Origin of the sequence: Sutterella sp. KLE1602 (assembly GCF_001578585.1) — a bacterium.
Classification (GTDB): domain Bacteria; phylum Pseudomonadota; class Gammaproteobacteria; order Burkholderiales; family Burkholderiaceae_F; genus Sutterella; species Sutterella wadsworthensis_A.
In genome coordinates this window covers 17,063-29,182 of sequence record NZ_KQ968568.1, presented here as the reverse complement: position 1 = coordinate 29,182, position 12,120 = coordinate 17,063, and the positions used below count along the sequence as shown (strand labels likewise).

Sequence of the window (12,120 nt, the reverse complement as noted above, 5' to 3'; positions counted from 1 at the left end):
AAGACAGAGGTTTCCGCGCCGAATTTCTATGAAACACTTCCGTCCGCTCGCCGTCATGCTCATGAGTGCGATCCTCGCAGCTGGCACGGCCGCTGCCGCCGACGGCAAGTTCGGCGCCGACCGCCACGCCGCCATGGGTCTGACGTGCGAAGCCTGCCACGGCCCCGACAAGGCCAATCCCGCCACGCCCGACATCAAGACGTGCACGCAGTGCCACAACACGAAGGACCTCGTTGAGAAGACGAAGGACGTCAAGCCGACGAATCCGCACGTCTCCCCGCATTATCAGGACCAGCTTGACTGCACGAACTGCCACTACATGCACGGCGAAACGGAGAACTTCTGCGACCAGTGCCATCAGTTCGGCTTCAAGGTGCCGTAAGCCGCAACCGGTTCCTTCAGGTTCCTTCAGAAACATCCAGCCGTCCGAGTCGACCGATTCGGGCGGCTTTTCAGTTCATGCATGCCGCTCATGAAGCCATGACCGCCATTCCTTCCTGAAGGAGAAGGACGCGGGGGAATCGTAGTTTTCAAACCTTCTGTAAGATATCAGAACACGGTTTCAAAACAAGAACAGGAGTCAGGATGATGATCCTCGCAAGAACGGAGCTCGCGACCATTGACGCACTCAGGGCCTCGGGTGAGGAGCCCGAGCGGATCCTCGAGCTCATCGAGAGCATCGTGAACAAGGGCATTGATACCGGTCGCTTCGACATGTGCCACGTCGAGACCGATCCGGAAGCCGCACTCAGACTCGCAGAGGCACTGCTCGGCACCAACAGGTATCCCGCCTTCGCGCGCGCGATGAGAATTCTTGAGGCGGTGACGCCGTACGTGGAGGACCGGTCCGACGGCATGCTTCTGTTCACGCTCTCGACGATCGCGCGCTTGCTCTGCGGCCGACCCTTTGATGCAGCGGGCCGCGCCGTCTCCGGGATCGGCGAAGACGAAAGGGACGTCCGCCTTCTTTATCTGCTCGGCATTCTTCGCGCAGGCGAGGGACGCTTTGACGAGGCCCGCGAATGGCTTCTGCGCGCCGATGTCGAGAGTCCCGATGATCCCGTCATCCTTCACGCCCTCGAGCTCGTGGCGGCACGCGAATCGCTTGAGCGCATCCTTCTCACCCGCCCGCTCTGGGAGGACGGAGACCTTGACCACACGGCGCCGGGAACTCCGGAGCGCGCCCTTCGCATGGCCTGCGTCGAGCTCGATCCCGACGGGTACGCAGACGCCCTGATCGCGCTCAACGCCACGGGGCTCGAACTCGACGACGAGAGCTTCCTGCGCATGGAGGTCGAGCTCTCCGGCCACGCCGTGCCGTTCGTTTTCGAGATGAACCACGCGGGCCTCTCGAAGATGGATCCCGCCTGGCTCGCCCGTCTTGTCGAATCGGTCTCCGACGTGCTTGAGCATGCGAAGGCCGCTCCCGAGCACCTCGTAGAAGTCCGCGCAAGACTCGACAGGAGCGTGCGCCTCGTGCTCACCAAGCCCGAGCCCGACACGACGCGGCCCTCCGCGATCGACTATTCCTTTGAAGTCCCCTTGCGCTGTCCGCGGCTCGAGGGCCGTCTCGACACAGGACCCGAGGAGGCCGCCGTCCTCAAGCACCTGCGCGCCCTTGACCTGCGCGGCAACTTCGACGAAATCATCAGGCGCCTCGAGGCCGTCCAGAAGGAGAAGTTCACGCCGCTCTATGCCTTCGAACTCGCCCGCGCGATCGCCAACCGAAGCGAATCCGGGAAGGACGACCTGAAAAGGGCGCTTGCGCTGCTCGAGGGTCTGGACGACCGGACCGAAGGCCGCTGGGAGACGCTCTTCTGCCGAGCCTTCCTCAACCTGAGGCTCGGCCAGAGGCGCGCGGCCCTCAAGTGCTTCAAGGCCTGCGCGGGCATTAGGCCCGACGACGAGGTGGTCGACTTCTTCGTCGAGGTCTGCAAGCGCGGTCTCTCGCAGCCCACGATTGAAAAGCCCTTCAGGGTCCGCGCGGACGAGGTCTGGGCGGCGCTTGAAGCGCAGGCGACCGAGCTCGAAGACGCGTTTGATTCCGTCACGGACGCCGACGAGGTCGAAAAACGCCTTGCGGCCATCCTCGAGCCCGTCTCCGCCTCCTGGTGGCGCCTTGACGTGAGCGCGGAGGACGACCGCATCAAGGTCGAAATCTCGCCCAACGGCTGGCGCCTCGAATGCTTCCCGATCCTTGAATTCCTCAGGCGCGTCCCCGAATCCCTTTCCGACCGCTGGACCTTCACGGCGGGCAGGGCCAGACGGGACGACACCTCCTTCGAGACCTTCATGGCGGGCAACGAGGTGCTCTCTGCGGACGACGTGCTCATCTGGCCCGAGCCCCACGAGGGCATGTGGCGCCTTCTGGTCTACATCGAGGACTTCAAGGGCACCGAAGAGCGCGCTCGAATCGAGTGCTTCCAGGCCGTTCGCGCCCTCATCGACCGTACGGTCGGCGAGGCCGCCCGCCTGCGCCGCGCCGACGCCATCACGCTCGTGCCGAAGGCCCCTTCGGGCGAAGGCCTCACGCTCTCCGAATTCAGGGAATTCCTCTTCGAGAAGGCGCCCGAATGCAGGCGCATGACGCTCAAGGACTACGCCTGGCTGCCGCACGAGTACGGCATGCGGCCCGACACGAGGCCCGGTGCGCCGCTTCTGGCCGACGTCACCGAGGGCATCACGCACTGCCCGCCGCTCGGCTACCTCTACGGCCAGGGCAAGAGCATCGGCATGGACGCTCTCGGCGCCGCGGGCGCCTGCGCGGGCTTCCTCTTCCTTGACGTGAAGGATGATGCCGAAGGACTCGCGCCGAAGAAGGACCGTCGCATCAAGGCCCGCAAAATGCTCGAGGTCCGACTGCGCGGACTCGGGGACGGATATCTGGACGTCGTGGGTTACGCCTCGGGCGTGCGCTACGAGTACCTGCAGTTCATCGCCTGGGACCTCTCGGCCGTGCTCGAGTGCGCTTCGGCCGCCTTCGAGGAGCTCGACGACGTCGTCGAGGCAGGCTTCCACACCTATCTGCGAGACGCCTCGGCCTTCATGATGAAGACGAGGAACGGAAACCCCGAAGACCTTCCCGACGAGGCTTTCGGCGAGGACGAAGCAGAGGGCTCGCACCTCTTCGGCAGCATGAAGGCAGGCGGCGACGAGCATGCCGCTGAAAGACGGGGCGGCTTCAGGGATCCGCGACTTACGGCTGCGGCGACGGCCTGAGGGTCAATAACCCCCGCCTCAAGGCGGAGGCTTGAAAAAGCCTTTATTGACTAGTCTCAGCAAACCTCCTCGGGGAGGCGAGCTACGTTGGTTTGGAATGTACAGGCACCGTGGGATGTTCATCCACCAGACGCCATTCCTTGTCAAAGGCTTTCGCCTATTCGACAAGGTGAAGTGTAAGGGAAGAATTGGGTTCATTTTCGGTCGCCGTTCCTTCGGATACTTCGATGTCCGAACGCTGGATGGAGTCCGGCTTTCCGCCGGCGTCAGCTTCAAAAAACTGATGCTAGTTGAGAAGCGAACCACGTTTTTGACTCAACTAAGAAAGGAGTGCGGCGCTTCCTCCCCTTCCTAAAGGAAGAGGTTTCCGCGCCGAATCATTATGAAACAGAAAACGGGAGGCCTCCCTGCGGACGCCTCCCGTTTTCCTGTGCCTCATTCAGGCGGCCTTTCAGGCCTTCGGCTCGATGAGCTTCGTCACGTCGACCCAGCCCAGCGCGCCCGAGGCCTGCTCGGTCTCGTCGGGCGTGAGCTCGATCGTGGTGCGGTCGTCGCCGCAGGCAAGGGCGTCCACCTTATCCTGAGCGGCCTGCATCAAGCATCGTCACGAGAATTCCTTCGTTATCCGCGCGAACAAATGAAGGGGCCGCCCGGCCTTTGCGTCTTCACGCGGCGGCGGGCGGCCCTTCCGGGTTCAGATGAATGCCGGGATCATTCGATGCGTTCACCATGGAGCGAGAGGTCAAGCCCCATGCGTTCCTCGTCGGACGTGACGCGCAGGCCCATGACGACGTCGATGATCTTGAGGAGGATCCAGGTCACGGCGCTTGCGTAGACCATCGTGGCGACGACGCTTGCGGCCTGGATGCCGACCTGGGTCATGACGGGATTCATTTCGGAGCCCGTGACGGCGCTCGAGGCGAAGACGCCGGTGAGGAGGGCGCCGACGATGCCGCCCACGCCGTGCACGCCGAATGCATCGAGCGAGTCGTCCCAGCCCGCCATGCGCTTGAGGAAGACCGCACCCCAGAAGCAACAGACGCCGCCGATGAGGCCCATCACGAGTGCGGCGACGGGACCGACGAAGCCCGAGGCGGGCGTGATGACCACGAGGCCGCCGACGGCGCCCGAAATCAGGCCCAGAAGCGAGGGACGGCCGCGAAGCATCCATTCGACGAGCATCCAGGAGACGCCCGCAGCGGCGGCTGCGATCTGCGTGACGAGGATCGCCATGACGGCGCGCTCGTTGGCGGCAAGGCCGGAGCCGCCGTTGAAGCCAAACCAGCCGATCCAGAGGATGGCGGCGCCGAGCATCGCAAAGGTGAGGTTGTGCGGATTCATGGGCTCGCGACCGTAGCCGAGGCGCTTGCCCAGCACGAGACAGGCGACGAGGCCCGAGACGCCCGCGTTGATGTGCACGACCGTGCCGCCCGCATAGTCAAGCGCGCCCATGTCGAAGAAGAATCCGCCTTCGGCCCAAACCCAGTGGCACACGGGTGAATAGACGCACAGCGACCAGAGGATCATGAAGATCAGCATCGCCGAGAACTTCATGCGGCCCGCAAAGGCGCCGATCATCAGCGTAGCCGTGAGAATCGCGAACGTCATCTGGAAGCAGACGAAGAGCAAAGTCGGAATGGAGCCCGACATGCTGTTGATGTCGAGACCATTGAGAAACACATGCGAGAGCCCGCCCACGAAGGCGCTGCCCGGCCCGAAGGCGAGCGAATAGCCCGCAGCGAACCAGACGAGCGTGAGCGCGCAGCAGATGACGGTCGTTTGCGCAAGGATCGAGAGCACGTTCTTCTTTCTGGCCATGCCGCCGTAAAAGAGCGCGATCCCGGGGATCGTCATGAAGAGGACGAGCGTCGTGGAGACGAGCATCCAGACGACGTCGGCCTTGTCCATGGAGGCCTCGGCGGCAAGCGCCGCGGGTGAAAGGGCCGCCGCAGCGAGGAATGCGGCGATTCGGGTGAGTGCGGACATTTGTCTTTTCTCCTGAGTGTTCGGTCTACTTTAAAGTCAAATCGAGTGCTGCCGACTGCCTCAGACGGCCGCGTCGTCCGTTTCGCCCGTCCTGATGCGCATGACGTGCTCGAGGTCCATCACGAAGATCTTCCCGTCGCCGATCCTGCCGGTGTTCGCGGCCGAGGCGATCGACTCGACCACCTTGTCGCAGAGTTCGTCGGAAACGGCGATCTCGAGCTTGATCTTCGGGAGAAAGTCAACGACGTATTCGGCGCCGCGATAGAGCTCCGTATGTCCCTTCTGGCGCCCGAAGCCCTTGACTTCCGTGGCGGTGAGGCCGCTGACGCCGCAGTCCGCGAGCGCTTCGCGCACGTCGTCGAGCTTGAACGGCTTGATGACCGCAATGATGTACTTCATGGTTTTTCCTCTGTGAGTGAGATGCTTTGTGCGGATGGCGGGGAATCCCGCGTCCTTGATCCATTCTTAAGCAAAAGGCGTGCCAAAGGCCCGTATTCGTCTATGGGAGACGAAATTCGGCAAATGGAACCTCAACGGGGCCTGAAGCGTGAGGAAATTCGCTTAAAGACGGCAGCAGAGGCGTTTTAAAGTGATTCAGGTTGCCAGTATGCACCGTTTTGGGGCACGGCGCGTGCGCAGGCGCCCGCGAGTGGCGCCGTGCGGCCGGGCGGGCACGGAGAACGGGGAGGAAAAGGGGAGATATGAACGAAATCGGGCGGCCCTCCGGAGAGGACCGCCCGAACGTGGTGCGGAGTTTCTGATGCGTCAGAGCGCGCCGAAGAGCATGAGCGCGACGGACATGCCGATGATGGAGCAGCCGACGCTCAACGAGCTCATGTTGGCGGCCATGGCGATGTCGCCGTCGAGCTGAGCGGTGAAGACGAGGCTCATGGCGGGAATCGGAGAGAGGCAGGTGAGGGTGAGGGCCATGCGGATCTCCTCCTCGAAGGGAAGGAAGTGCCAGACGCCGAGCGCGATGAGGATGCAGACGACCCAGCGGCTCGCAAGCAGCTTGAGCACTTTGCCCATCTTGCCGCCGCCCATCGAGAAGCTGATCGACTCACCGATCATGATCATGCAGAGGAAGGTGTTGGCGTGCGCGCCGATGGCGGTGCTGGTGATGACGCCGTCGGGAAGGCGCATGTCGAGGACGGACATGAGGCCCACGAAGGCGAAGGTGACGAGCGGGCCCGAGCGCACGAGCTTCGAGACGACCAGCTTGACCGTGCGCCATAGCGTCGTCTTCACGCGGGTGCCCGCAATCACCGCAAAGGTGCCGCCGCCCGCCATGACGCAGTTGCCCACGTCGAACATGCAGGTCGCCATCAGGCCCGTCGTCGGGAAGAAGGACTGCACGTACGGAACCGCAAACGGACCGACCGAATAGCCGCCCACGTTGAGCCTCACGAAGTCGCGCCACTGCGTGTCCGCGATGTTGCGCGAGAGAAAAAGCCCCCAGACGAGGAAGATGATGTTCGTGAGGAGCCCCAGGCCCGCAATGAGGAGCATGTCGCCCTCGATCCTGACGCCGTTGAGGTTCGTGAGGATCACGCACGGGAGCGTGACGTTCATCACCAGGGCGCTGATGGCCGCAAAGGCCTGGTCCTTCAGGATGTTGAAGCGCCTGAGCAGATGCCCGAGCACGATGAATGCCGCCAGGGACATCACCTTGGCGAAGCTGTCTTCCATGATTGTCTTCCGTCTTTTGTAGATGAGGGGCCGGCGCCCGGGCGTTCAGGCGCCCGAACAGGAAATTGTGCGCCTGCAGAGGCCGAAATTCTACCTCCCGAGGTATGTATCGGTACCACGCCGACCGACGGAGGTGGACTGATCGGGAAGTCTTCTGAAACGGAATCTCCCGTGACTGTGCACTCGTTTGTACAGATCTTCCTTCGGGTGGAAATGTCACAGCCGTCCCCAAACGAGGTCTTTCGGTACGCTTTCCATGGGTCGTGTCGGCGCCCTCTCCGCCGGCGTTGGTTCCTACAACGTCGTGTACGGCTACACTGCCTTCGGTACGGGTTGGGGCGACACGGTCGGCGCCAAGAACCTGTTCAACCTCGGCGATCGTGACCGCATGGACAACACTGTCACGTACGTCACCCCGAAGTTCGGCGGTCTTACCGCCTACGCACAGTACTCCTTCAACGCTAACGGCGCTGAAGACGCCCAGTCCTCCCTCAACAAGCGTTGCGCTGGTCTCGGTCTGAAGTATGACCTCGGTGCCTTCAGCACGGGCCTCGTTGTTGACACGGTCATGAATAAGGGCACCGATGCCAACTCCGAAGATTCCCTCGGCGTGTCCTGGGGTGCTTCCTACGACTTCGGCGTCGCGAAGGTCCTCGGCTTTGCCCAGTACGGTCAGAACGAAAACAAGCTCGGCGGTTTCGTTGGTGCCGATGCCTGGATCTCGGCCGGTGAAGGCACGGTTACGGCCGAGGAAGGCATGAAGGGTTATGCCGTTGCGCTCGGCGTTGCCGCTCCCGTTTTCGGCGGTACTGCCTTTGCCCAGGTCAACTACGTTGACGGCGAATCCGAAGGCGTCATCAACATGACGACTCAGGAGCGCACGGCTGAATTCGACCGCTGGGGTCTCGCCGCTGCCTACGAATATCCGCTCAGCAAGCGCACGAAGGTCTATGGCTTCGCCGGTTATAACGAAGGTTCCATCGACTCGACCGGCAAGAACGATCACGTGACCGTCACGACCAAGACTGCTGAAGCCGGTTTCGGTCTCGTTCACAAGTTCTGATGATTCGAGCGCAAGCTTCTGAATTCTGAATGAACACGGCGCCCGTCCGGAGCAATCCGGGCGGGCGTCCTGCGCATTGCAGGCCCGAATGATCCTGATGCAGAAGCTGCCATCCTGCATGAATATTCACGTAAGAAAGGAGAGGGGAGCGGCTTGCGCGCCAACTGCCCCTTCGATATACTCACGTCCTTTTTCGGCGCCTTCACGGGCGCCGTTTGTTGTTGTGAAAAGCCTGTTGGGCAGAACATTGAGGAGATTTTGATGAGCGGCATGTATGATCCCCCGCATCCTGGCACGATTCTTGCTGAGACGCTGGAGCATCTGGGACTCAACGCCAGGCAGTTTGCCAGGCACCTCGACGTGACGCCCGCCGCAGTGACGCGCGTGATGAAGGGTGAAGGCCCCGTCACGCCCGAGCTCGCCGTACGCATCGCCCACGTGCTTCCCGGTCCGTCCGCAGCCATGTGGCTGCGCCTGCAGTACTGCCACGACGTCTGGCAGGCCGAGCACATGCTCGCCATCTCCCGTCTGCGTCCGCTGACGCTTTCCGAGGAGGAGAAGGCCGAAGCCGTGCGCATCCGCTTGGCGGCCGAAGAGGTCTGTGCCGACTGACCGAATCCTTTACGAAGGGCAGGGCAGTCGAGAAGAGCAGGGCGCCGGCAGAGGGCGGTACGCGTCGTCTTCCCTGCTGCCATCAGGGGCCGTCAGGGCCTCCGAGAGCTGAATGCCGGAAGAAAACATTCCCTTTCCCGAGGTGTGACATGAGCTGACAGGCCCAGATCGTTAACGTGCTTGACGACCTCGCAGAGGCGCTCCTCACCGACGGCATCGGCATTCTCGAGCGATCGGGCGACGGCACGAGACTCGGGGAGGCTGTTCAAAGTGCGCTGGCTGCGCTCGAGGCCCTCAAAAGGGCTGAAGCTGAGGCGCCTGAAGTCACAAAGGAAAGGCGGGAAATGCCTTGGGACGAAAACCCCGAGGGCACCATGGTCGAGACGGGTGAAGCTTGACGTACGAGGCGCTCATGCAGGGGGCTGCCGACGGCATTGCCGTCGGCCCCGCCGTGGCGCAGGTGAAGCGCGAGCATCCTGCGTTCGCGACGAGGAACTGATGGACGAAGGCGCAGACCGCGCCTGAAGACCTGAAGTTCGAAGAGCTGTGAAATGAAGGACGGAAACCCGTCCTTCTTCACTTTTTTTGAATATTCAACATAACTACTATTATGTTGAGTAATGTTTGAGGGGTTTTGGGGCCGTTTTCAAGGTTCCGCACGCCTTCGTCAAGTCTTCGTCAGGTTCGTCCTGACGTGCCGTCGATGCCGGCTCTTCGGCCTCCCGAGGTCCGCCGCCGGACGCATGGGCGGGTTCTCGTTCCAGATGTTCGTGCGCCGCATGCGCCCCGTCTGGGTGCGTCGATCGTCCGACGCCTCCGAAGCCGTTCCTCTCCGGACGACGCATGTGCGCGCACCCGATTCGTGCCTCTCAACCCTGCGGCTCCCGGTTCGCGAACAAAAGACCTCAACCAAATGCGTCTCCCGAATCCGCCCGGAGGCCAGGGGACTCCGCACGTAAGCGTCCTTTTCTTCTAGGCCGACGAACGGCGGGCGCCCTTCCCGCCTTCGGACCCGTGAAAAAACGGGACGAAGTCTTGACGTCGATGAACGTCGGCGTGCCCGAAACGCCTCGCGTCTGGCATACTCGAAAACGACCCCCGGGGGCTGACCGGTTTTCGCGGCCCCCTTTCCTGCCGAAACCAACCCACAAGACCGCAAGTCGCTCCCATGATCGTCAATGCCGATGAACTCAAGCTCTTTCGAACCATCTACGAGACCGAATCCCTGAGCGAAGCCGCGGCGCGGCTGCAGCTTTCGCTCCCGAAGGCGAGCCGTCAGCTCGCATCCCTGAGAAAGACCTTCGGCGACAAGCTCTTCGTGAGGTGCGACCACCGCATGTGTCCCACGCTTCGCGCGCGCTCGCTCCTGCCCAAAGTGGACGCGCTTCTGAGCGGCTTCGAGGCGCTTGAGTATCCCGGCGTCTTTTCGGTCGAGCAGCTCCGCCATGTCTTTCGCATTGCGGGGCTCGACAATGCGCTCCTCTCCTACTTCGGGCCCGTGCTCGACGCGCTCGGTCGTCATGCGCCCGGCGTGAGGCTCAACTTCCATTCGATCTCCTCGAACTTCTACGCCGAACTCCATCAGGGCCGCATCGACCTTGCGGTCTACGCAACGCAGGAATCCTTCCCGACCTTTCGCAGGCTCGCAATCTGCGAGGACGCCTACGTCTACGTGGCGCGCGGCACGTCCGAGCTCGCCCGGCGCGTCCTTTCGGGGCAGGTGCTCACGGAACGCGAGGTCAGGGCGCGGCAGTCGGTGCAGATCGCGCTTCCCAAGGCCTCGGCCGACGACTGCGGCCTCATTCCCGTGATCGAGAGCCTCGATGCGTCGGGACAGGCCTTGCCTGTTCTCTCGGCCCCCTACTTCGTCACGGTGCCCCTCCTCCTCGGCGCGGAGGACACGACTTGCATTCCGTTTCAGACCGCGCACGCGCTCTGCCGCACGACGGACCTCTGCATTCTCGGACGCTCCAAGAAGAGCTCGGTCTTCACGCCCTCGTTCATCTGGTCGGACCGTGTCGACGGCGATCCTGCGCACCAGTGGCTGAGGAGCTTTCTCTTCTCCGAAATGAGGCAGCACCTCGGAGATCTGCGCGCCGTGCCGATTCTCCGAAATTGATGTTTTCAGACTCAAGTCTCGAATTCCCTTCTCCTGCAGGTTCTTGTCGAAATTCGAAATCCGATTTTGCGGATTAGGGCCTGTTCGGGGTCTGTATGTCCGCATGGTTTTGAAGAGGCGTCGTGCTTAGACTTCTTCGTTATTGAAGTCCAACCTTCTGACCAACCTTCTGACCAATCGGAGAACCAAAATGAGACTCTTTGCCAAAAGCCTGATCGCCGCGAGCATTGCGGCCGCTTCCATGGGTGCGCTTGCCATGGGCGGCGGCTCGGGTCCGGCCACGAACTACATCATGCAGGGCCACATCGGTGAAGTCATGATGAACCCGTACGGCATTGCGCCGCTTACGGCCGTCATCCGCGACGGCGGCTACGACCTCAGCAACGTCGTCGTCAAGATCCAGCCCAAGCTCAACGGCCAGACGATCGAATACAAGGTCTCTCGCACCGAACTGCTTACCCACGGCGGCGTTCCCGTCTTCGGCCTCTATCCCGACTACGTCAACATGGTCGAGGTGAGCTACACCCGCACGCTGCGCGGCAACTCCGAAAACTTCAAGGACACGTATCAGCTCTACGCGCCTCCCACGTACACGGAAGTCGCCGGCATCAAAGCCGAGCGCCATGCGCTCTTCGGCACCGAAGTGAAGAAGGTTGATCCGGAATTCAAGGACCGCCTCTACTTCATCAACAACATCGCCGAGAAGTCCGGCATCGGCACGCGCGCCGTCTGGAACAACCCGGTGGGCGGCGCCCTTCAGTGGAACTTCTTCCCGCAGAACGCCATCATCGACACGGCCGGCGACATCCGTTGGTACATGTTCGCCAACCCGATCTACGATCTTCGCGATATGTACAAGGCGGGCGTCATGATGGGCTTCAAGCAGAATGACGACGGTCTTCTCACCTGGGGCTACGGCCAGCGCTACGTCAAGTACGACATCATGGGCCGCGAAGTCTTCAACCGCCTCCTCCCGATGCGCTACAACGACTACTCGCACTCGATGGACGACGCCCAGAACGGCCACTACTTCCTGCGCGTGGCGAGCTCCAACTACATCCGTCCCGATGGCAAGCACGTGCGCACCGTCCGCGACGTGATTGCCGAAGTGGACGAACAGGGCCACGTGATCGACGAATGGCGCCTGCCGGACATCCTCGACGTCTACCGCTCCAACGTGCTCAAGGTCCTCGACCAGGGCGCCGTCTGCCTTAACATCGACGCCGCTCAGGCCGGCAAGACGCTCACCGCCGAGGAACTCTCCGCCGCTGAAGAGTCGAACGACTTCGGCGACATCGTCGGTACGGGTGCGGGCCGCAACTGGCTGCACGTCAACTCCGTCGACTATGACCCGGAAGACGACTCCATCATCATTTCCTCCCGCCATCAGTCGGCCATCATCAAGATCGGCCGCGACAAGAAGGTCAAGTGG

General features: G+C 62.2%; 11 protein-coding genes. 7 read left to right on the top strand and 4 right to left on the bottom strand.

Going from position 1 to position 12,120, the window contains the following annotated elements:
- The first annotated feature begins 28 nt into the window (after nt 1–28).
- Both HMPREF3036_RS09745 and HMPREF3036_RS09740 read left to right on the top strand, forming a co-directional pair.
- Nucleotides 29–382 carry a cytochrome c3 family protein gene (locus HMPREF3036_RS09745; RefSeq protein WP_062334078.1) on the top strand — a complete coding sequence of 118 codons (354 nt, stop codon included), beginning with the start codon at nt 29–31 and terminating at the stop codon, nt 380–382.
- A gap of 203 nt (nt 383–585) precedes the next feature.
- The gene (locus tag HMPREF3036_RS09740) at nt 586–3,219 is read left to right on the top strand and encodes a hypothetical protein (RefSeq protein WP_062334072.1); all 2,634 of its coding nucleotides are present in this window, start codon (nt 586–588) and stop codon (nt 3,217–3,219) included.
- Nucleotides 3,220–3,670: 451 nt separating this feature from the next.
- Here the strand turns inward: HMPREF3036_RS09740 and HMPREF3036_RS11980 are convergent, their stop codons facing one another.
- The 4 genes from HMPREF3036_RS11980 to HMPREF3036_RS09720 form a co-directional block, all read right to left on the bottom strand.
- On the bottom strand, nt 3,671–3,814 hold the full coding sequence (locus tag HMPREF3036_RS11980; RefSeq protein WP_005435373.1) for a hypothetical protein: 144 nt from the start codon (nt 3,812–3,814) through the stop codon (nt 3,671–3,673).
- Nucleotides 3,815–3,930: 116 nt separating this feature from the next.
- Nucleotides 3,931–5,205, bottom strand: coding sequence for an ammonium transporter (locus tag HMPREF3036_RS09730; protein ID WP_062334069.1), 1,275 nt, complete (start codon nt 5,203–5,205; stop codon nt 3,931–3,933).
- A 60-nt stretch (nt 5,206–5,265) separates the two neighbouring features.
- Entirely contained in the window at nt 5,266–5,604 is a 339-nt protein-coding gene (locus HMPREF3036_RS09725) for a P-II family nitrogen regulator (RefSeq protein WP_005435375.1), read from the bottom strand.
- A gap of 366 nt (nt 5,605–5,970) precedes the next feature.
- Nucleotides 5,971–6,894, bottom strand: coding sequence for an AEC family transporter (locus HMPREF3036_RS09720; protein ID WP_005435376.1), 924 nt, complete (start codon nt 6,892–6,894; stop codon nt 5,971–5,973).
- Nucleotides 6,895–7,081: 187 nt separating this feature from the next.
- Between HMPREF3036_RS09720 and HMPREF3036_RS09715 the strand changes: the two genes are divergently transcribed.
- The 5 genes from HMPREF3036_RS09715 to HMPREF3036_RS09695 all read left to right on the top strand — a co-directional run.
- On the top strand, nt 7,082–7,957 hold the full coding sequence (locus tag HMPREF3036_RS09715) for a porin (protein ID WP_255358826.1): 876 nt from the start codon (nt 7,082–7,084) through the stop codon (nt 7,955–7,957).
- 153 nt (nt 7,958–8,110) lie between these two features.
- Nucleotides 8,111–8,569 carry a HigA family addiction module antitoxin gene (locus tag HMPREF3036_RS09710; RefSeq protein WP_231853623.1) on the top strand — a complete coding sequence of 153 codons (459 nt, stop codon included), beginning with the start codon at nt 8,111–8,113 and terminating at the stop codon, nt 8,567–8,569.
- Nucleotides 8,570–8,745: 176 nt separating this feature from the next.
- Complete coding sequence (locus HMPREF3036_RS09705; RefSeq protein ID WP_062334063.1) at nt 8,746–8,967, top strand: hypothetical protein; 222 nt, start codon at nt 8,746–8,748, stop codon at nt 8,965–8,967.
- 770 nt (nt 8,968–9,737) lie between these two features.
- Nucleotides 9,738–10,688 carry a LysR family transcriptional regulator gene (locus tag HMPREF3036_RS09700; RefSeq protein ID WP_062334060.1) on the top strand — a complete coding sequence of 317 codons (951 nt, stop codon included), beginning with the start codon at nt 9,738–9,740 and terminating at the stop codon, nt 10,686–10,688.
- A gap of 190 nt (nt 10,689–10,878) precedes the next feature.
- A partial coding sequence (locus HMPREF3036_RS09695) for an aryl-sulfate sulfotransferase (RefSeq protein WP_231853622.1) occupies nt 10,879–12,120 on the top strand: 1,242 nt, incomplete at its 3' end.

What these genes read in the sequence shown, in the direction of transcription:
- HMPREF3036_RS11980 (WP_005435373.1), bottom strand. Translation starts at nt 3,814, where the DNA reads ATGCAGGCCGCTCAGGATAAGGTGGACGCCCTTGCCTGCGGCGACGAC.
- HMPREF3036_RS09745 (WP_062334078.1), top strand. Translation starts at nt 29, where the DNA reads ATGAAACACTTCCGTCCGCTCGCCGTCATGCTCATGAGTGCGATCCTC.
- HMPREF3036_RS09725 (WP_005435375.1), bottom strand. Translation starts at nt 5,604, where the DNA reads ATGAAGTACATCATTGCGGTCATCAAGCCGTTCAAGCTCGACGACGTG.
- HMPREF3036_RS09740 (WP_062334072.1), top strand. Translation starts at nt 586, where the DNA reads ATGATGATCCTCGCAAGAACGGAGCTCGCGACCATTGACGCACTCAGG.
- HMPREF3036_RS09700 (WP_062334060.1), top strand. Translation starts at nt 9,738, where the DNA reads ATGATCGTCAATGCCGATGAACTCAAGCTCTTTCGAACCATCTACGAG.
- HMPREF3036_RS09730 (WP_062334069.1), bottom strand. Translation starts at nt 5,205, where the DNA reads ATGTCCGCACTCACCCGAATCGCCGCATTCCTCGCTGCGGCGGCCCTT.
- HMPREF3036_RS09720 (WP_005435376.1), bottom strand. Translation starts at nt 6,894, where the DNA reads ATGGAAGACAGCTTCGCCAAGGTGATGTCCCTGGCGGCATTCATCGTG.